Source organism: Pseudomonas sp. KB_15 (assembly GCF_052114525.1).
Taxonomy (GTDB): domain Bacteria; phylum Pseudomonadota; class Gammaproteobacteria; order Pseudomonadales; family Pseudomonadaceae; genus Aquipseudomonas.
Genome location: NZ_JBFREX010000021.1, coordinates 1 through 20,178 on the forward strand (window position 1 = coordinate 1; position 20,178 = coordinate 20,178).

Sequence of the window (20,178 nt, forward strand, 5' to 3'; positions counted from 1 at the left end):
GAACGCCGCCCGGAGCAAGCCCGCTCCCACATTTGGAATGCACTCCCCTGTGGGAGCGGGCTTGCTCCGGGCGGCGTTCCGACGAAGGCGGTGGCGCATCCACAAAAATCCTTCAGGAATACACCGGCCAGCTATCCACAATCCGCCCACCCCGAACCGCCATCAGATCCCCAAACTGCAACAACACCGATTCCGTCTGGGCAGGCCGCAAAAACACCTGATCCTCAACCGTCAGCCCCACCGCCGCCGAACCATTGACCATTTCCTGGTTCGAGCTGCGGCCATACACCCCATTGCTCTGCAACCCCGGTGGCGATTCCAACTCCGCCATCCAGTTACCGCCATAGATAAAAAACGTCTCGCGCTGATTGGTGTCCCACCAGGAAAACAGCCTGGAGCTGTCATCCAGCGCCGGAATATTCACCGCTCCGGTGCTTTTCAACACCGGCGTGGCGATATAAGCGGCTGGCACATGCTCCACCAGTGACGGCAAATCATAGTGAGTGGGCTTGAGCATTGCCGTCCCCACCGAAACTTCGCTGCTGAGCTGCTCGTGCTCATGCATGCGATAACTCGGGCTGCCGGCCGTATTGAGGGTCAGCCCTTCGTGCCACAAACCGGGGTATTGCTGACGCGCGAAATCGACGCAGCGGTTGTAAATCACCATCACTTTGGCGAACAGCTCTTCTGGCGAGCCCAGAATCCCCGGCACGCCCATGCCCACGAACGGGTCGTAGCCCATGAACCCGGCGAACTCCAGGTGCTGCGGGTGCTGGCTGATCAGCGCCAGCATCTGCCCGAGTACGCCAAGGTCGCTGACGCCACCGCGATGCAGCCCGACATCCAGTTCGATGTTCACCCGTACTCGCGTGCCCAGCCCCTGAGCCAGGGCGAGGTATTGCTGCAAACGCTCCGGCGTATCGAGCAACCATTGCAATTGCTTCGACGGGTCGAAAGGCCCCTTGTGCAACTGATAAAACAACTCGGCCGAACGCACCGGCAGCGGCTTGCCCAACAGAATGTCGGCCTCGGGAAACTGTACGGCGTCATGATTGAGAAACGGCTGGTGAAACGACATCAGGCGTTGCGTGCCGGCGCGCTTGGCGATGTAGGCCAACAGCCCCTGTGCCGGCAGTGATTTTTCCACCAGACGCAGGTATTTGCCGCTGCGCTTGACCGATTGCAGCACCACATCAATGTTGTGATCCAGCCGATCAAGATCGATCAGTATTACCGGTCGCATCGGACCGTGATCCTTGAGTTCGCGGTTCAGCGCGCGGAAATAATCGCTGTACGGCGCACCTCGGTCACCCGGCCGCAGCCACACCCCGACACCCACCAACAAGGCGCCGACGCCAGCGGCTCCGAGCAAAAAATTGCGGCGATTGACGGCCATCAGCTCACCCCCAGAATGGATGACAAATGCGCATTGAGGAATTTGCCGCCGGGGTCGAGTGCCTGCCGCACCTGAATGAACTCCTGCCAGCGCGGGTACAGCGGCTGCAGGTTCTTCGCGTTCAGCGTGTGCAACTTGCCCCAATGCGGCCGGCCGTTGTACTTCCAGAAAATCGGCTCGATGGCGGCGAAGAAGTTGTGATGATCCATCTGGTAATGCTGGTGGACCGAGATCGAACAGCTGTCGCGGCCTTCGAACATGCTCAGTGGAATGTCATCGGCTTTGACGTAACGGTATTCAATTGGAAACCAGGTGCGCAGGTCTTTGTCCTGGATCAGCTTGAGGATCTCGCGCAAACAGGCCGGCCCGTATTCGGCAGGCACGGAATATTCCATCTCGTTGAAGCGCACCGTGCGCACATTGGCGTAGATGTCGAACGAGTCGCCCACCCGGTCATCGAAACTGGCCAGGTGGCGCAGGTTATTGAGCATGGTGCGGCGCAGGTCCGGGAAGTCACTGGCGTACTTGTCGATCATCTCGATCAGCGTGACAAACCCGTTACCGCCCTCCTCATCCGCCGGAACCGGCGGTGTGGCCGGGTCGGTGGTTTCGTTCAGGGCAATCGAGAGGGCGTAGTCGGAGTGGGTCACCACGAGCATTTCCCAGTGCTGGTTTTCCCGGGTGTTTTTGTCCAGGTCTTCGAGCAACTCTTCGGTTTTGGCAATCCACTGGCGCTCCCTCAGGCGATACGCCGGACGGTTTTGCAGACGAATTTTCGTGGCTACCCCGAGTGCGCCCAGCGACACCCGCGCCGCGTTGAACACTTGCGGATGACGCGTATTGTCGCAGTCCAATACCTCGCCAGTGGCGGTCACCAACTGCAAGCCACAGACATGCGCCGAATACGATTGAAAGTGCTTGCCGGTACCGTGGGTCGAGGTCGAGATCGCGCCGGCAAGGGTCTGGTAATCGATATCGGCCATGTTTTGCAGGGCCTGGCCGATGTCCTTGAGCGGGGTGCCCATGCRTGACATCGGGGTGCCGGCGGCGAACTCGGCTTGCAGGGTTTTCGGATCGTGATCGAGCAACCCCGTGAAATAGCTCAGCGACAGCAAGGTGCCGTCGGTGGGCACCAGTGCGCTGAAGGAATGCGCCGAGCCCACTGGACGAATCTTGCCGGGGGCCTGGCGCACCACTTGAGTCAACTCATCCAGATTCTTTGGCGCCAGCCGCGCCGCCGGCAGGCAACTCTGGCCGCCCGACCAGTTGCGCCAGGGAATCAGCCGTGGCGCGCGCAGCAGCTCGGCCAGTGCCGGCGTTGAGCCGAGCGCGGTAAAGGCGCCAATGACACTCGCCCGTTGCAGCAACTGACGCCGTGTTAAATCCATCGTCATGAATCGCACCCTGCCGTTCTTATTGTTGGAATTGCTGGCCGGACATAAAGGCAATCAGCGCCATGAACTGTTCCTGCGAACACTGCATGCACATGCCCATTGGCGGCATGCCGTTGTAGCCGTTGATCGCGTGATCGAGCAGCGAGTCGGCGCCCTGCAGCACCCGTGGCTCCCAGGCCTTGATGTCGCCGGTCAGCGGTGCCCCGGCCGCCGGATTGGCGTGGCAAAGCTTGCAGCTGTTGTCGTAGACCTGCGCCAGCTCGACGTCGGCGGGCCTCGCGGCGCCTGCTTCGCTGCGGGTCGGCGGGTTTTTCGACTCTTCGCCGCACCCCGCCAGCAACGCCGCAAAGACGCCCCCCGCCAAGGCCAAACAAAGGCTAGGCTTTTCAGTTAATCGGCTTGCCCGCATGGCTGTCCTCTCAGTGGCTGCCCGGTCGGCCGGGTGCAGCTTTTTTGTTGTGATCAAGGAGAGCTCAACACTAAGGCACTCCACGCGGGCGGGTTGAGGGCATTGGGGGCCAACAAGGGGCGCTTCTGAGGCCATGACGGAGGGCACCGATAAATCCGCGAATGGCAAAACGCTGTAATGAGTCATGACAAGCGTTGCTGAGGTCTGCTAAAACGATTCATCAGTGCATCACCCAATCCAGAGGGGTAGCGACATGACCACAGCCAATATTCTCGACAATCTGTTCCCGAGCCCCGCCGACATCCCGGAAAAGTACCGCCTTGACGGCCAGACCGAGCAGCGTGAGTACCTGGTCGATGGCAAACTGAGAACCTGGAACGGGCCACTGGCCCAAGTCCGCAGCCCGGTGTACCTGACCGGCGCCAATGGCGACGAGCAAGTGATCCTCGGCAGCACGCCGCTACTGGATGCCGACACCGCACTGACCGCCCTCGACGCGGCTGTCCGCGCCTACGACCGCGGCCAGGGATTGTGGCCGACCATGCGCGTGGCCGAGCGTATCCAGCACGTCGAAACCTTCCTTGGGCGCATGCGCGAGCAGCGCGACGCCGTGGTCAAGTTGCTGATGTGGGAAATCGGCAAGAACCTCAAGGACTCGGAAAAGGAGTTCGACCGCACCTGCGACTACATCGTCGACACCATCAACGCGCTGAAAGAACTCGACCGCCGTTCCAGCCGTTTCGAACTTGAACAGGACACCCTCGGCCAGATCCGTCGTGTGCCGCTGGGCGTCGCCCTGTGCATGGGGCCTTACAACTATCCGTTGAACGAAACCTTCACCACGCTGATCCCGGCGCTGATCATGGGCAACACGGTGGTGTTCAAGCCGGCCAAACTCGGCGTGCTGCTGATTCGCCCGCTGCTGGAAGCCTTCCGCGACAGCTTCCCCGCCGGTGTGATCAACGTCATCTACGGCAGCGGCCGCGAGACGGTCAGTGCGCTGATGGCCAGCGGCAAGATCGACATCTTTGCCTTCATCGGCACCAACAAGGCCGCCAGTGACCTGAAAAAACTCCATCCAAAACCACACCGTTTGCGCGCAGCGCTGGGCCTGGATGCGAAGAACCCGGGCATCGTCCTGCCGGAAGTGGATCTGGACAACGCCGTCAGCGAAGCGGTCACCGGTTCGCTGTCTTTCAATGGCCAGCGCTGCACAGCGTTGAAAATCCTTTTTGTCCACGAAGACGTGGTCGAATCCTTCATCGAGAAATTCAATGCCAGACTGGCTACGCTCAAACCCGGCATGCCTTGGGACAGTGGCGTATCCCTGACGCCTCTGCCGGAGTCGAGCAAGGTCGACTATCTGCACTCACTGGTGACGGACGCCGAGAGCAAAGGCGCCAAGGTGGTCAACCCCAACGGCGGCGAGGCCCGAGCGTCGTTTTTCTACCCGGCGGTGCTTTACCCGGTCACGCCGCAGATGCGCGTTTATCAGGAAGAACAGTTCGGCCCTGTCGTCCCCATCGTGCCGTACCGTCATCTGGATACCGTGATCGACTACGTGCTGGAATCGGACTTCGGCCAGCAGTTGAGCATCTTCGGCACCAACCCGGTCGCCGTCGGCCGGCTGGTGGACACGTTTGCCAATCAGGTCGGCCGCATCAATCTGAATGCCCAATGCCAGCGTGGTCCCGACACATATCCATTCAATGGTCGCAAGAACTCGGCCGAGGGTACCTTGTCGGTACATGACGCACTGCGCGTGTTTTCGATCCGCACCCTGGTCGCCACCAAATTCCAGGAGACCAACAAGGACCTGATCAGCGAGATCATCAGCGGCCGCAGTTCGAGTTTCCTGACGACCGACTACATCTTCTGAGGAGCGCAAGCCTGAGCACATCCAGAGCCCATTGGCTGCCACCGTTGCTGCGCCGACTGCTGCGTCCGTTGCTGGACCCGTATCGGCGCTATCGCCACGCCCGGGTGATTCACGCCGTACGCGTGTCGCTGGGGTTGCTGGCAACGATCCTGCTGACCACCGGCATCCATCTGCCCCACGGTGAGTGGGCGTCGGTAACGATGCTGGTGGTGATCGGTGGCTTGCAGCACCACGGCAACATCGGCAAGAAAGCCGCCGAGCGCGCCATTGGTACCTTGATCGGGGCCGGCGTCGGCCTGGCGTTGGTGGCACAACAGGCCTGGCTCGGGATGCCCTGGCTGACCTATTTCGCAATGTCGGTGGTCTGCGGGTTTTTCTCGTATCACGCCATCGGCAAGGGCGGTTACACCGCACTGCTGTCGGCGATTACCGTGTTCATCGTCGCCGGGCACGGCGACAACCCGGTCACCGATGGCTTGTGGCGAGGGGTGGACATCCTGATCGGCATCGCCCTGGCCCTGGCGTTTTCCTTCGCCCTGCCGCTGTACGCGGTTTACTCCTGGCGCTACAACCTGGCCGATGCGCTGCGAGATTGCGCAAAAATTTACGGGCGCATCATTGACGGCCAGGCCATCACTGCCGAAGAACACCTCAAACTAATGACTCGCCTGAACGCGGTGATGGTGCAGTTGCGCTCACTGATGCCTTCAGTGTCCAAGGAAGTGAAGATTTCCATGACTGACCTGGATGCCATCCAGCGTAACCTGCGCATGTGCGTCAGCACCCTGGAAATCCTCGGCAATACCCGACCGGACGCCAATGACCCCGAGGCGATGACGCTCTTGCAAACGGCATTGAAAGCTGAACACCGGCAGATTCGCGTGCAATTGATCGGCATGGCCCGGGCATTGAAATCCGGCGCCTGCCAGCGGCTCGATCGCCCCATCAGTTTGTCGGCTGTCAGCCTCGACGCGCCGGTCTACAACACGCTGGACGGGTATCGCTTGTTGACTCAACAATTGGCCGCCAACATCGGCGAGATGCGCCAGCGGCTGGTCAGGAGCGCGCCGCACTGGAACATCTGATGCCTGTGTAGCGGCTTACGGCGTCACCGCGCGCCGAAATCTCAGCGACCACCCTTGCTGCATGCCGGCAGCGGCCAGCAGAATTGCCGCGACCCCGATCCATTGCAGCGCCTCCAGGCGATGGCCGAAGGCAACCCAGTCGACGAAAATCGCCGCAATCGGGTAAATGAAGGACAGCGCGCCTGTCAGCGCAGTCGGCAGTTTTTGAATCGCGCCGTACAGCAACACGTACATCACACCGGTGTGCACCATGCCCAGCGTCACCAGGCTGGCCCACGCACCCGGTGCCTGCGGCAGTGTCGAAAAATGCGCGAATGGCGCGAGCAACAACACGCCGGTGCTGACCTGGATCAGCGCGATCAAATGCGGCGGGGTTCCAGTCAGGCGCTTGATGATCAGCGCGGCAATCGCGTAGAGAAACGCCGCGCCCAACGCCAAGGCAATGCCCATCAGGTAATCGCCGCCGCTCTCGCCCTGGCTGCCATGGGCGCTGACAATGGCCAGCATCCCGAGAAACGAAACGCCCAGCCAGGCAAGTTTCTGCGTGGTGATTTTTTCATTGAGGAACAGCGCCGCCAGCCCTACCAGCATGAACGGCTGGACGTTATAAACGGCGGTGCCGATGGCAATTGACGCCCGGGAATAGGATGCGAACAACAACACCCAGTTACCGACAATCGCCACACCGCTGAGCACCGCCAGCAGGAAGGTCGTGCGAGTCAAAATGCCGGGGCGCAGAAAGCCGAAAACTGCGCAAATCAACAGCAAGGTGCCGGCACCGAACAGGCAGCGCCAGAACACCACATCCAGCACCGGTTGCCCGGACACCAGCACGAACCAGCCGATGGTGCCGGAGATCAGCATGGCGGCCGTCATTTCGAACGAGCCGCGGCGTAGGGTTTTGTCCATCATCAGACTCCTGTATTTGTGGCCAAAGTATGCCAATGCACCCGGACGCCATTCCAGAGCAAAAAGCAGGCTAAACTCTAGATCTGCCTTTTTTATCAAGGCTGTTTTGAAAAAATGCCTAACAGAGGTTTTCGCCATGACCGATGACATCGACCAGGTGCTGATCACGGCCCTGATGGAAGACTCGCGACGCTCGCTCAAGGCCCTGGCGCAAATCAGTGGTCTGTCCTCCCCCAGCGTTGCCGAGCGCCTGCGCCGCCTGGAAGAGCGTGGCGTGCTCAAGGGCTACACCGTTGAAATCGACCCGAAATGCTTTGGCTATCAACTTCAGGCCATCGTGCGTATTCGCCCGTTGCCGGGGCAATTGCAGGAAGTGGAACGGCAAATCATGGCGATTCCCGAATTCACCGAGTGCGACAAGGTGACCGGCGATGACTGTTTCATTGCGCGCCTGCATGTGCGCTCGATGGAACAACTGGACACCCTGCTCGACCGCCTCAACACCCACGCTGAAACCAATACGGCGATCGTCAAGAAAACCCCGGTCAAGCGCCGGTTGCCGCCCATGGCGTGAGTGATATTTGTTTCAGACTGAAGTAGATTGACTGTTTCCGGCGAAGGATTGACGGTATGAAAACTCAGGCAATGCTACTGGTGGCTACGATGCTTGCGGGTTGCGGCACAATTCAAACGGTTGTGCGCAGCGACGAAGTGGCCGCAAAGGGCCTGAAAGACCAAAAGAGTTATTGCGGCGCGGTACCGCGAATCTACAGCGGCGTGACCTACGACTTCTGCTACCTCAACGCGCCCCTCGAAGAGGGTCGGGATGCGCAGGTACATGGTCCCGCCCCCGCCATCGTGCTGCTCGACGTGGTCGTATCCGGGGCGATGGATACGTTGCTGCTGCCCTACACCATCTACCGGCAACAAGCCGACGGCAGCATTGTCATTACGGAGTAACCCTGGATTTCCTGTAATAAAAAACCCGCCTGAGCGGGTTTTTTAATTCAAGGCCGACGATCAGTCATCGCGACCCATGATGCCGAACAGCTGCAACAGGCTGACGAACAGGTTGTAGATCGATACATACAGGCTGATGGTGGCCATGATGTAGTTACGCTCGCCGCCATGAATGATGGCGCTGGTCTGGAACAGAATGCAGACCGAGGAGAACAGCACGAAACCTGCGCTGATCGCCAGTTGCAGGCCGCTGATCTGGAAGAACATGCCCGCCAGCGTCGCACCCAGCAGCACGAAGAAGCCTGCCGTGATGAAACCGCCAAGGAAGCTCATGTCCTTGCGGGTAATCAGCACATAGGCCGACAGGCCGCCGAACACCAGCGCGGTCATCGCGAAGGCCGAGCTGACCACTTCAGCGCCGCCCTGCATACCCAGGTAACGGTTGAGGATCGGGCCAAGCAGGAAACCCATGAAACCGGTCAGGGCAAATGCCGACACCAGGCCCCAGGCCGAATCACGGAGTTTGTTGGTGAGGAAGAAAAGACCGTAGAAGCCGATCAGCACCACGAAAATGTTCGGGTAGCCAACACGCATCTGCTGGGCAACGTAGGCCGTCACACCGCTGAATGCGAGGGTCAGGGCGAGCAAGCCGTATGTGTTGCGCAGGACGCGGCTAACCTCTAGCTGCTCAGCCTGCACGCTGTTATTAACTGCGTAATCCTGTTCGCGCATGGCGACACTCCTGTTGGTTTGAAACGTTCAGTCGCAAAGATCATAACAGACGCTCTGTAACTAGCTATGCAGAGAGTTTGACAGTGTGTTTCATTCAGGTATTATGGCGCCCGCAACGCAAACGGAGGTGTGGCCGAGTGGTTTAAGGCAACGGTCTTGAAAACCGTCGACTGTAACAGGTCCATGAGTTCGAATCCCATCGCCTCCGCCATCTTTATACGACAAAGCCCTGATTATTCAGGGCTTTGTCGTTTCTGGCTTTTGGTAATAACCTACCAGCCCATACCTTGGCTCTTGTCTTTCCATAGCTGTACGTGGAACACAAAACACAAAACAATTCATAATCGACTGTTTTTTAAGTTATTTTTTCGCACCAAATAAAATGCCGGGCGCGGCCATGATGCAGGCTTTGGGGGGCAGCCTGGACGTCGTCGACCGCGGCCAAAACCATGTGCTGGCGGGCTCGCGGGYGAGGCGCCATTACCCGCATCACGACTATGCCGAAGAGAAAAATGTGCCTAGAACCTGTTGGGTGATCGACTCAGTGCGGTACTGTCCTCAACTTACGAGCACGCGCCAAACACGTCGATGTTGTCTTTTCCAGCGTACGCGGCAACAGAGACGCGGGCACCCTCATAGGGCTGTTGCACCCTGCGTTCTCCGGAATTTAACGTCCGCGACAACCCGGTGTTGTGACCTTGAATTCGCGATGAGCAAAAGTGACAGACCGCATGTACATATTCGTGAGCTTCACCGTTGCGGAACTGTTCGACAAAGTAAGGCAAACGCCCATGGTCAAATTGACCCACGACATTGGTGCTTCCGACGTCGCCGTCGCCAAAGCTTGCCGCAAAGCCGGCATCCCTATCCCTCCCTGGCCGTGACCACTGGGCCAAATCGGAAAAGCAGCGACAACGCAAACCCGAGCCTCCTCAGGCTCCAGGTTCTCGACGTGCCCCCCCCGCCCTGCAAGACTGGAACTGATTCGAACTCACCAATAACCCGGCGTACGATTGCCCCCCCTTTCAATTGACTGAGCCCGAGGCGCTGAAACCACACCAATCTGATTATGACAATCTGGCTCGCTAGTTACCGCTCAACGGCGTAGCGCAAGATGCTGCGTGGCGAGCACACGGGATCTGAAAAGACGTGGTCCGCTCTGCATCCCTTGACCTGGCTCTGGCGGCGGAAAAGTTATTTGACGGTCGCAGAGGCATATTGATCGAGAAGTCTTTCTAACCTTTTCGACTAAAAAATAACGGCATGACTCAATCAGATGGCGTTTAGCCAGTTTGGATTGATAAGATTGCGCTCTGAAAGCATTTAACCTGTATATAAATACAGTATCGTGGATTTTCCTGGCCAGGATGGCGAAGTTAGCTACTCACTGGCCAATCTTGTTTTCCAAGATTGGAGTTGCTGTGAACGCGAAGCTCGATTTTGACGCATCAAAGCTCTACGAAGCCCTGAAGTACCAAATCCACGTAGCGATCGACTACTGCCATACCCTTGATAAGGACGATGTCCTTTGGATCGAGGTGTTTGGCGATGTCACCGTCGAAGGCCGTGATCAGGTTGAGGTTAAGGAGTACAGCGACAGCCTGACCGACAGCCATGAAAACCTCTGGAACACTCTCAATAATTGGCTAAAGCCTGATTTCAATCATCAGCAATACGCCAACCTGATCCTGCTGACGACTCAAGCCTATGGTGAGCGAGCAGCTATCAAAGATTGGCATCAGTGGAATGCTGATCAGCGTCTGGCTGCGCTGGAAAGTATCCTCCAGGATGCCGAGGCTCGCTTCGAAAAGGCCAAGCAGGAAAAAGAGGCAACTGCTGACCAAAGCGAGGAAGGTGGTACAGGAGGAAAAACTCCTGGGCCTTCTAAGGCGCTGACCCTACAGCGTAAGGTGATGGCAAAAGCCATGCGTGAATCGCTGATGGAGGCCCTGCCCAAGGTCAAGATCATCACCGAGCAACCTGACCTGCTTGGCTTGATCGCCAGGTACAAGAGAGCCCATCTTAAAAGTATCCATGAGCATCGCATGGACGACTTCTTGAATGACCTCTTTGGCTTCATGACCAGCGCCGTCAAGGTCACAGAAGGATGGCGGTTCACCACCGCGGAATTCGACAGAAAATTCACAGAGCTCACCGCCCGCTACCTGATTGGCTCGGTGAAATTTCCCCGTGTCAACACTGAGGAGATCGAGCGGGAAGCTGCTGAGATGAATGTGCGTGACCGCATTTACGCCCAAAAGCTAGATGAGATCGGCGGCGAGGAGGAGCTTATTCTTGAGGCAACTGCCGATCTGCTTCATGCCCACGAATACATTGCCGAGCTGATCAAGGACTGCACCACGTCACAGAGCGACGTGGAAAGCTACAGCAAAAACCATATGCGCACCCATAGTGCCAGCAGGGCAAAACTGATGATCGGTTGCGACGAAACCTGGTCGGTTTCGAAACTGAAGCAGGAATCCCTCAAGTTCTACTACGCGCGCTGTGAATTGGATGTCGTGGGCTTCCGAAACTACGAAGACACGCCCGTTGAATTCCGCAATGGCATCTACCACATGCTCGCAGATGCAGTGCCCGCAAGCTCAGCGAAGGAGTTTCACTGGAGGCTCTGGAAATGAGTGCAAAACCCATTGAACACCTTTTCACGCTTCAGCGTTCCCCCATCGCACTGGCACCGGTGATCCACAACTTCTTCGCCCATTCCGAACCTAGGGAACGAGACCTGCTGTTGAGCTATCTGGTTCTGCCCATGGTGCTGTACCCGGCCATGCAGACGTACCTGCTGGCCGTGAGGAAGACCAGCAACCTGCGCACGCTCTGCAAAGAGCAGTCGCGGCTGGTAGGGCTCACCTACAACACCCAGCAGTTCAAATCCCTCACCAACGCCGCTCTGCTTGTCCTTCAAGCAGAGCAAAGCATCGAGATCACCGACGACCTAACTGTGAAGTCGGTCGGGGACGTCAGGGCCTCCAATGCCAACCCCAAACAACTCGAAGCCGCCCGCCGTCTTTCCATGGTCTGCGCAGAGGCAGACGTCGTTTCCATCTACAGGACGTTAGGATTCAAGTCTCTATGAAATGCTTTCTGCGGTACATCGGCGTAGTCGACACTCAAGACAAAATTCACAAGGTGCGACTGGAGCCTGGGCTCAACGTCATCACTGGCAAGTCATCCACTGGCAAAAGTGCGATCTTGGAAATATTCGACTATTGCCTCGGCAGCACCGAAGACACAATTCCGGTGGGCACGATCACTGAGCGCGCCGAGACCTTTTTCATCGCGTTGCAATTTCCCAGCTACTTCATCGTGGCCGCACGCAAGAAAAAATCCGACCGATGCTTTTTGCTTGAGGTGCAAGGCTCCGACCCAGATCGATTGCTCCAACTAATCGAGCAACCAAAGGCCTTCTTCGATCCCAAGCACTACATGCCACTGGCAGACTTCAAGAAAAGCCTCGGGCGTTATTTTGCGATCACGCTGGAAAACATCGATGAAGACCCGTACCTGAAAGCGGCCGGCCGCAACAAATCTGCCACTCCATCGGTACGCAGTTTTTCCTCCTTCATGCTTCAGCATCAAAACCTAGTGGCCAACAAGCACGCGATTTTCTACCGTTTCGATGAGAAGGAAAAACGTGACCAGGCGATCAATCACTTCAAGATCCTGATGGGTCTTGTGGACGAAGCTTATTTTGATCTGTACCGGGATCATGAGGTTGCCAAGCACGAACTCAAAAAAATCCAGGCGCAGATTCCCAAGCAAGCGCATCGCAAAGAAGCTGCGATAGCTCGCTACAACCGTTACCTGACCGAGTTCAAGTCCTTGGCAGGTCTTCCTCTAATCGATGCCACGGCTGAGGACATCTACAGCAAACCCGCGACGATGCTGAAGATGATTTCCGGGCGCTCCGTCAAAATCGACGTGCTCTCAGATCAGGTCRAAATGCGCCGGGCTGAACTTCACGCTCAACGAATTGCTGAGCTCATCGAGAAGCGCAAGCTGCAGGGTCAGATGAGGCTGGTCAATGAGTCTCTGACCTCTGCAACACAATTCAGCTTGAGCATGACAGCTGAGACACTGCCCGATTCCATTGAGCTGTCCGAAGCTCATTGCCCGCTTTGCGAGGCTCACACCAGCACCCCCGCCATGGAAGCCAATAAGCTCGTAGGCGCTATCGAGTGGTTGAATGACGAGCTCAAGCTGTCCGCCTATGCCCGGGAGAGTTTCGCTGCAGAGCGCCGAAACATTCAGGAAGCGCTCGATAAGGTGAACGCAGAGCTGCGTCGTATCCAGACCGACATCCAGCCACTCGATGAAGAAATTGCCAAGCTCAAGACATCCAAATCGATCGATGAACAGGCCACCAAGGCCAAGCTTCGGCTTGAAATCGCCATTCAAGATCAGTTGGACAAACCTGAGTCGGAGCTGGCCACTGAAGAAAAAAATCTGCGCTCGGAGGTTGATCGCCTGGCTGGTTTACTTGAGAAATACGACATCAAGGACAGGTTGAAAACGCTAAGCAATGAGATCGACGCCAAGATGTGTGAGCTTGGCAACCACTTCGATTTCGAGGAAACGTACAAGCCTTCGAAGCTGCGCTTTGACGTTGAAACGTTCGACCTGTGGTATCAGCAAAATCATAATACCCGGGTCTATCTGCGCTCGATGGGAAGCGGTGCGAACTGGTTGTACTCCCACCTCGCCTTGTTCATGTCCCTGCACTACCAGTTCGCAGCGCTATCGAACAACGGATGCAAGATCCCTCCAATCCTGTTTCTTGATCAGCCCACCCAGGTGTACTTCCCTGCCTCACTGGATGACGCAGAGGATTTCGATGCCCAAGAGCTTTCAAAACAGGCCAAGCGTGAAGACGCAGTCGACGCAGACATGAGTGCTGTGACCAACATGTTCACCCAGTTGGCCAAGTTCTGTGATGAGACCGGCAAGAAGACAGGCGTAACTCCGCAAATCATCGTCTCGGATCATGCAGATAGGCTGACCCTAGGCGATGGTTACAAATTTCCGGATTATGTCCGGGCTACATGGAGAACGCGGGGCTTCATCGCCGACTAGGAGTCTTCATCCTGAGGGGGGGATTACTCCCCCGTTTCCTGATCAGGCCACAGTGATTGGTGCATCAATCATTACGCCTGAGAACGGTGGGGACGAAGTCCCTCTCATCCCGCTCATCGATACTCGGCCTGCTACCAGAGCTGACAACTTGTCGACAAAGTCCAAACGCGGCGCCTGGTGTAATAACGAATATTCACCGACTTGACACAGGCGTGCTTGCGACCGGATAGGACAAAAAAATGAGCTAGCCCACACGCCGACGTGCCGGCCACCGAGCTTTTCCATTACTTTGCTCTTCAGACGTGTTGACCGGCTAAATCCAGTTTTTTGAGATATTCGCGCAGCGGATCGGGCCCAGATAGATACCCGACCTACTTACCTTTGGTATCCGTGGTGCCCGCCGCCGTATTGACCAGCGGCGGCAGCGCTACCGTCATCATCACAAGTGCCCTGCTGGATGCGCTGATCGCCCGCCATTACTCTGCACAATTACTGGGCGATTACCGAAATATCTGCTTCATATATTGGTAATGTGCTTTCGATGGCGATCAGTACGGTGCTGATCGTTCCCTTTATAGATCTCCTTACTGCTTCAGGCTAATTGCGGCCTAAGCCGCGTCCGCGGTAGCAGCTAGCTCTGTAAAACCATGGCTTACGAAGACTGCTAATACCATCGAATTCGGCGAGCGAAACATCTAAACGCGCACGCTACTGATTTGGCCAGCCTGCCGCCTCCGCACTAAACCCGTCCGTGTACTCCCGCTTGGGCGCATTGCTATCTCTCATCTCGACTCCCTATACATCTGAAGCTTCCAACTTGTTGCCGTACGTGGAATCGAGGCAGGATCAGTTTGTTCACGCTCAGCGATACAGATGCCTGCCCATCGATATTTCCTCCAGTCAGGACGGGAGACGTGGAAAGGCGCGAAACGGCAACTGCGATGTATCGCCTGCCGCAACATCACGATCAAAGTCCGCACGCGTATAATCGCGCGGGTAATAAGAGAAGCTCTTCAGGTAGAAATATGCGTCTGCATCCATGTAGCGCCTAGACAATTCCAAGCTTGCGGCCTCAGCCGACTTTGCGTCGAAATCATGGCTGAGATGAATCATTGATATCCCGCTGTCGTTCGCGCTACTTGGGTCGACCGGCGCGGCACCGCTCCTCGACCATTCACATAAAAGAATGTCCGCAGTTTTCGGTGGGCCATAGGCCACGACCGGGCCAACCGAGACTCCGGTAATCGAACCCTTGTGCTCATCGAGAAACGAACGCGTTTCGTCTAAAGTCTTGGTCGTTTCCCCGGCATAAAGCAAGACATTGACCTTGGCGGCGATGCCGTGATCGCTGCATGCCTTGAGCAAAGTAGACGCTCGCTCTAAGTAGCGATCCGGATTGGGCGATTTGCGCATGTTCAGGATTTGCGTCGGTGACGCCGTTTCGAGCCCGAGATCGAGTACCTTCATACCTGCCTCGGCGAGACAGGCGATCGTTTCAGGCGTGAGCGCATCGACGCGGCTTTCCGTCCGCCACTGGACATTGAGGCCCGCTGCCCGAAAGGCATTCGCTAGGCCTGTTCCCCATTTCTCATTAGGCGCGAACATCGATGACTGGAAATAGGGTCGGATCTCGCTGTCGCCATACTGGCTAGCAACCGCCGCAAATGCACTGGCAATCTGCTCCGGCGCACGTAGCTTCTCAAGCCGGATATCTCGCTCCTCACAGAAGGCGCAGCCCATGCCGCACCCGCGCGATGCCTCGATACTCGGTTGATAGCGCTCGAAACCTGATATCAAGGGATGCTTCAGGACGAAATCTGGTGTTGGCGCAGGCAGGCGACGCAAGTCCGGCGAGTTCGTAAGGAGGCTTGCTATAAGCGGTTCTGCCAGCCCTGGGACGAGCAGGTTCGCCTCGGGCAGTTTCGCATGCAACCAGTCAGGATCCGGCCCAACTACCCAACGTCCCCCAACAATGATTCTGGCGTCTGGATCAACGCTACGCACTAGCCGGCAAAAAGTCTGCGCCCACGGAAGGGCATAGAAGCTGGGGATGGATAGCATTATTGGCAACCGAGACGGAAATACGCCTTTATCGAGCAGCACGCCAAGCACGTCGGCGGGTTCGCTGTGCTCGCCATGCAACAGCAGGGTCTCGGTCCCCATGGCATCTAGGATCGTTGCCAGCGATAATGCACCGTAGTTGAGATATAGCTGCCGGCGCGCAAGCATATGATCGCGCTTCTTCGGCGACAACATACCGGCAGATACGAATGCAACTGTATTCGAACGCTTCATTAAGTACCACTTCCTTGTGTTTGAGCAGAAAGGACGCACATGCCATTTATAAGTATCGAGGGCATCGACGGTAGCGGGAAGACCGAGCAGGTTAAGCTACTTGTTGAGCACCTGAGAAGCGCCGGTCAATCGGTGCTACAGACAAAGGAGCCGGATGGTGGACAACTGGGTGCGGAAGTGCGGGCGATCCTGACACGGCCCGACCGCCGACTCGACCCCGTAGAGCAGCTCTTGCTGGTAAGCGCTGCTCGATTTGATCACGTACAAAGTATTATCCGGCCAGCATTAGCGAATGGCCAGTGGGTCGTCTCCGACCGCTTCATCGATTCGACTTACGCGTTTCAGGTTGCGGTGTCCGACGTCGACCTGCACCAGTTGTTCCGGTCGACCCGCGACATCGTCGTGGGATCCACACTCCCGGATCTGACGATCATCCTCGACCTTCCGATCGAGGTCGCAAAGCATCGGCGGGGCCAGCGTCACGACGGCGTTGCCGACCCGGCGGAAGCGACGCGGGATTTCGCGGCCATCCAAGACGCGCTACTAACGGTGGCACTTGAGCACCCGAGACGCTGTCATCTCATCGACGCGGACCAGTCGCCAAGTGCGGTTGCGCGCGATATCTGGCAATTGATCGAATCTTTGCTGCGAGACTCTCGGGCAACGCGCTAAGCGGTCGTGGCACGTCGCCTCAGATCTACTAATACCCGGAACACTTCATGAATCCGCAAACCCGCAATCTGCTCATCCAGCGTGTGATTGACTCGCTTGGCATCTTGGCACCTGGCTCTATCTTCGAGCGTTTTGGGGTCATCCTGATTGAGCGAATGAACGATGTCAGGTTGGTGCAGCGCGGTTCGTCAGTAGGCGGCAGCCCCGTCGGGGGAGCGCTGGATGCCGTTTCCGAAGATGGCCGGATCGTCGTCGAGGCGTCGATCGTGAAGGGTTACTTTTCGGGCGCAATGAAAAAGCCTTGGAGCGATCTCGACCACACTCTCGCGCTGGCACCATTGGCCGAAGACATCTATCTGCTGAGTTCGCAGCGCGCAGAAACTGGCGCAATCGAAGCGATGGTAAATGCGGCCCTCCAGCAGGATCGCATGGTCGGGCGACGCCTCCACCTGATGGACAGCCGCGCTATCGCCGAGGCCATCATTGACACGCTGATGCTACGTGACGACGCGATCGACGACCTGGCCCAGCATCTACCCGTCCTAGCCGAGATCCGCGATGACCACCCCGCGTCATTGAACGCTCCACCGCTGAGCGCGCTTTATGTTAAGAATGAGGCGATTGACGCAGAACTGGACCGGCTCCTAGAAACAGCGCCGTGTGTCGAGATCGGCGGCATTGGCGGCATTGGCAAGTCACAAGCCGCAGCCGCCTGTCTACTGCGTAGCGAACGCCGTTTCGAGTACAGGTTCTGGGTCAGCGGTCGCGACATCGACAGTGTCGAACGGCTCTCGTCGGTTCCGGTCCAGCGCGGCGGTGCCGAGCGTAACGTCAGCGCGCTGCTGCGCAGGAACCGCACATTCCTAGTCGTAGACGATGCAAACCCGAGCCTCGTGGTCGAACAGTTAGCCGCATTATGTGGACCGAACTCTCGGATTCTGATCACACGGCAAAACCCGTCACCTGGAGCGTTCGCTATGCCTACTATGAAAGAGCTACAGGCTCGCGAATTGCTTGGTAAGGGGCTTGATACCCAGCCGTCTATGGGGGAGTTCCAGACGATCTGGCGCGCAGTCGGCGGTCATCCTCTTAGCTTGGTGATGCTTAATGCCGCCGCGTACGAGGGCGTGTCGTGGAACGAACTCGCCGAGGACTGCGCCAATGTCGCTAATCTACCGGTTGGCGGCGCACGACTTGCTGACCGTATTCTCGGACGGCTGAAACCGGCACTAGGGGAAGAGCTGTGCCTGTTCCAGTGGGCGGGCCAGAGTCACTGCGATCGCGCGTTCTTCAAGTACGTTGTCGGACCGCTGCGCTTGAGAGCATTCGAGCGTCATGGACTGACCGCGCCCGAGAGCGAAGCGTCGATCCGCATCCACGATATCGTCTTTACGGCCCTGAACTCGTTGAATTGGCTAACTGACGAGAAGGCGCGACAATTCGACGCTAAGCTCGAGGCGTTCATTCTCCAGCAGATCCGCGAGGACGGACATGGCCTACAGCTGATCGCATCGCAGTTGAAGGGCAAGATCGCCAGCAATGTCGAGACTGGTAATCGACGTCCGGCCTTCCTATACGCCTTGTCGATGGTCTGGATGGGCAGCGCCATTAAGATCCATTTGCTGCCCAACCCACTGGAAGAAGCACAGCGGCTCAAGTCGTTGAGCGCGGCCAACAACGACGTGGCCATCCTGGTGGTCCTCGAGTCGATCGAAGCAACGGAACGCTATCTGCGGCAAACGGCAGGGAACGCGGCTGCCGTCAAATGGTTGGGAACGGTCGTGCAAGCCTATGGCGACCTTGCAGCCATGGCTAACCTTGGTGCCCGTCAAGCCGCTGAAATCAAGCACCACCATGCAAAGACGCTACGCGGCTTGGGGAAACATGCTGAAGCCGAACGCTTGTTCGAGGAGGTGGTAGCCAGCCATTCGCTGAATGACGCCAAACTTCAACTGGTACGGTTTGCCGGTTTCAGGAATCAAAGCTATGAGACGGCTAAGCGATATGCGTCAGAGATCATCGCTGAGAAGCTGGACACCGGCACCGTGTCTCCCTCACTGCTGATGGCACTAGGTGATGCGCTCAATGGTGCGCGTCAATCCTGGGCGAGCGACCTCATCGAACAGCATGAGGAGCTGTTTCTGTCGGAAGCGCTGTACAGTGCCGCAATCGGTATACCGCAAGGCTATCACTCTGTCGCGAGCTTCGTCCGTGCGATGGTCTGGCACGCACCGGAGCGGGTCGAAAGCGTACTGGCGCGCCTACCCGAACCAACACCGTTGATGCTGGACGATGACCAGAGCCGCGGTTCGTATGCGGAGATCATGCTGCTCGCAGCGGGCGTCGACGACAAACCCGTTTACCTGAACCGTGCTCTAGAAGCTTTTGAGACGCTGAAAGCGCCGGCCCCCTATCAGAAGCGCAAATGGGGCGAGACGCTTTATAAACTTGGTCGCTACGCGGAGGCAGAAACTATCCTCGAAACGATCAAAGACAAGAGCGGCCGGATCTGGTTGGCTCATAATCTGTCACAGGTGAAACTCGAACTGGGTAAGTTCGAGGAAGCTCTTGCTCTCGTTAACGAGTCCGTTGCGGGGGCGACCGGCGTGAACAAAAAATACCGCAGCAGCTTCCTTCTGCAGCGCGTCAAGGTGAAGATCAAGCTAAAACAGGATCCAGCCGGAGATATCGCCGAGGGCCATCGATACACAACCAACCCTGGCCTTCTCGATCAGTTTTCCGTGTTCTAACCTAGGCGTGCCCGAACTTTGTGTAACCAGGGTTGAACTCAGTTCAGGGAATAGGTACTCCGAGCTGGATGGTAAATCGAGCGACCACGCTGCGCATACCGCCGGAGTTGATGGGCGTGGTGCCGCAGAACGCAGGGGGGCGTGACGTGACGCGACTCAGGCATTGACTATAAATTAGCTTGAGCCAAAGCAGGCGAGGCTGCTGCAGATCAATGAATGGCTGGGCCAAGTAGTAATCTGCTTTACCCCGTTCGAGGTGCATGACGGCAACGGAAACTGAGCCAGCGTAGACAGAAACGCCGCCCTCTTTGGCGGCTCGTTTCGGCGAGGCTCTGCGATAGAGGCCTAGGTCCGAGGCACCTTACACTGCAACCTCTTCCTCGGCTGTGGTTCCGCACCACTCACAGCTGTCGCCGAAGGACTCGTCGTAGGCTCCCCGGCTGACAATTTGACTATCCTCCTTGGCCAGGGAGTCCTGTTCGACGCATTCATTACACAAGGTCACGGTCGGGTATTGTTCGGCGGCACGATCGGACTGCATATCTCCAAAGACGGTACATGTTTTCATGGATATGGCTCCTAGATCGTGATGGCCCAGTGTAG

At 57.4% G+C, this 20,178-nt stretch carries 17 protein-coding genes, 1 tRNA gene and 2 pseudogenes; 13 read left to right on the top strand and 7 right to left on the bottom strand.

Annotated features, from left to right (window positions below):
* Positions 1-112: 112 nt before the first annotated feature.
* The 3 genes from AB4Z35_RS17840 to AB4Z35_RS17850 form a co-directional block, all read right to left on the bottom strand.
* The gene (locus AB4Z35_RS17840; RefSeq protein WP_442098456.1) at positions 113-1,321 is read right to left on the bottom strand and encodes a DSD1 family PLP-dependent enzyme; all 1,209 of its coding nucleotides are present in this window, start codon (positions 1,319-1,321) and stop codon (positions 113-115) included.
* A 74-nt stretch (positions 1,322-1,395) separates the two neighbouring features.
* Positions 1,396-2,790 carry a D-arabinono-1,4-lactone oxidase gene (locus tag AB4Z35_RS17845; protein WP_442098396.1) on the bottom strand — a complete coding sequence of 465 codons (1,395 nt, stop codon included), beginning with the start codon at positions 2,788-2,790 and terminating at the stop codon, positions 1,396-1,398.
* A gap of 19 nt (positions 2,791-2,809) precedes the next feature.
* On the bottom strand, positions 2,810-3,199 hold the full coding sequence (locus AB4Z35_RS17850) for a c-type cytochrome (RefSeq protein ID WP_442098397.1): 390 nt from the start codon (positions 3,197-3,199) through the stop codon (positions 2,810-2,812).
* A 253-nt stretch (positions 3,200-3,452) separates the two neighbouring features.
* On the opposite strand from AB4Z35_RS17850, the gene AB4Z35_RS17855 reads away from it, so the two are divergent.
* A complete protein-coding gene (locus AB4Z35_RS17855; RefSeq protein WP_442098399.1) occupies positions 3,453-5,078 on the top strand; it encodes an NADP-dependent glyceraldehyde-3-phosphate dehydrogenase in 1,626 nt (541 codons plus the stop codon).
* Positions 5,079-5,122: 44 nt separating this feature from the next.
* Complete coding sequence (locus tag AB4Z35_RS17860; protein ID WP_442098400.1) at positions 5,123-6,163, top strand: FUSC family protein; 1,041 nt, start codon at positions 5,123-5,125, stop codon at positions 6,161-6,163.
* A 15-nt stretch (positions 6,164-6,178) separates the two neighbouring features.
* Here AB4Z35_RS17860 and AB4Z35_RS17865 read toward each other — a convergent pair whose 3' ends face one another.
* Complete coding sequence (locus AB4Z35_RS17865) at positions 6,179-7,072, bottom strand: DMT family transporter (RefSeq protein WP_442098401.1); 894 nt, start codon at positions 7,070-7,072, stop codon at positions 6,179-6,181.
* 136 nt (positions 7,073-7,208) lie between these two features.
* Between AB4Z35_RS17865 and AB4Z35_RS17870 the strand changes: the two genes are divergently transcribed.
* Together AB4Z35_RS17870 and AB4Z35_RS17875 are read left to right on the top strand one after the other, a co-directional pair.
* A complete protein-coding gene (locus AB4Z35_RS17870) occupies positions 7,209-7,646 on the top strand; it encodes an Lrp/AsnC family transcriptional regulator (protein ID WP_007987480.1) in 438 nt (145 codons plus the stop codon).
* Positions 7,647-7,702: 56 nt separating this feature from the next.
* A complete protein-coding gene (locus tag AB4Z35_RS17875) occupies positions 7,703-8,032 on the top strand; it encodes a YceK/YidQ family lipoprotein (protein ID WP_442098403.1) in 330 nt (109 codons plus the stop codon).
* 60 nt (positions 8,033-8,092) lie between these two features.
* Here AB4Z35_RS17875 and AB4Z35_RS17880 read toward each other — a convergent pair whose 3' ends face one another.
* Positions 8,093-8,764, bottom strand: coding sequence for a Bax inhibitor-1/YccA family protein (locus AB4Z35_RS17880; protein WP_007995889.1), 672 nt, complete (start codon positions 8,762-8,764; stop codon positions 8,093-8,095).
* Positions 8,765-8,887: 123 nt separating this feature from the next.
* Here AB4Z35_RS17880 and AB4Z35_RS17885 point away from each other — a divergent pair.
* The 7 genes and pseudogenes from AB4Z35_RS17885 to AB4Z35_RS17915 all read left to right on the top strand — a co-directional run.
* A tRNA-Ser gene (locus tag AB4Z35_RS17885) sits at positions 8,888-8,975 on the top strand.
* A gap of 177 nt (positions 8,976-9,152) precedes the next feature.
* Positions 9,153-9,403: pseudogene (locus AB4Z35_RS17890) on the top strand (hypothetical protein); the annotation flags it as partial.
* 92 nt (positions 9,404-9,495) lie between these two features.
* Positions 9,496-9,648: a hypothetical protein gene (locus AB4Z35_RS17895; protein WP_442098405.1), complete on the top strand. Its 153-nt coding sequence runs from the start codon at positions 9,496-9,498 to the stop codon at positions 9,646-9,648.
* A gap of 537 nt (positions 9,649-10,185) precedes the next feature.
* Complete coding sequence (locus AB4Z35_RS17900; RefSeq protein ID WP_442098406.1) at positions 10,186-11,403, top strand: hypothetical protein; 1,218 nt, start codon at positions 10,186-10,188, stop codon at positions 11,401-11,403.
* The gene (locus AB4Z35_RS17905) at positions 11,400-11,861 is read left to right on the top strand and encodes a three component ABC system middle component (RefSeq protein ID WP_007992499.1); all 462 of its coding nucleotides are present in this window, start codon (positions 11,400-11,402) and stop codon (positions 11,859-11,861) included. The genes AB4Z35_RS17900 and AB4Z35_RS17905 overlap by 4 nt, the downstream gene beginning before the upstream one ends.
* Positions 11,858-13,858 (top strand): DUF3732 domain-containing protein, encoded by a 2,001-nt coding sequence (locus AB4Z35_RS17910; protein ID WP_442098408.1) that lies wholly within the window; start codon positions 11,858-11,860, stop codon positions 13,856-13,858. The genes AB4Z35_RS17905 and AB4Z35_RS17910 overlap by 4 nt, the downstream gene beginning before the upstream one ends.
* A 363-nt stretch (positions 13,859-14,221) precedes the next feature.
* A pseudogene (locus AB4Z35_RS17915) lies at positions 14,222-14,459 on the top strand (hypothetical protein); the annotation flags it as partial.
* A gap of 299 nt (positions 14,460-14,758) precedes the next feature.
* Here the strand turns inward: AB4Z35_RS17915 and AB4Z35_RS17920 are convergent.
* Entirely contained in the window at positions 14,759-16,153 is a 1,395-nt protein-coding gene (locus tag AB4Z35_RS17920; RefSeq protein ID WP_442098410.1) for a B12-binding domain-containing radical SAM protein, read from the bottom strand.
* Positions 16,154-16,192: 39 nt separating this feature from the next.
* Between AB4Z35_RS17920 and tmk the strand changes: the two genes are divergently transcribed.
* Positions 16,193-16,825 (top strand): dTMP kinase, encoded by a 633-nt coding sequence (gene tmk, locus AB4Z35_RS17925; RefSeq protein ID WP_442098412.1) that lies wholly within the window; start codon positions 16,193-16,195, stop codon positions 16,823-16,825.
* 47 nt (positions 16,826-16,872) lie between these two features.
* Positions 16,873-19,575 (top strand): tetratricopeptide repeat protein, encoded by a 2,703-nt coding sequence (locus tag AB4Z35_RS17930; RefSeq protein WP_442098414.1) that lies wholly within the window; start codon positions 16,873-16,875, stop codon positions 19,573-19,575.
* A gap of 361 nt (positions 19,576-19,936) precedes the next feature.
* Here the strand turns inward: AB4Z35_RS17930 and AB4Z35_RS17935 are convergent, their stop codons facing one another.
* The gene (locus tag AB4Z35_RS17935; RefSeq protein WP_442098416.1) at positions 19,937-20,143 is read right to left on the bottom strand and encodes a hypothetical protein; all 207 of its coding nucleotides are present in this window, start codon (positions 20,141-20,143) and stop codon (positions 19,937-19,939) included.
* Between the last annotated feature and the right edge of the window lie 35 nt (positions 20,144-20,178).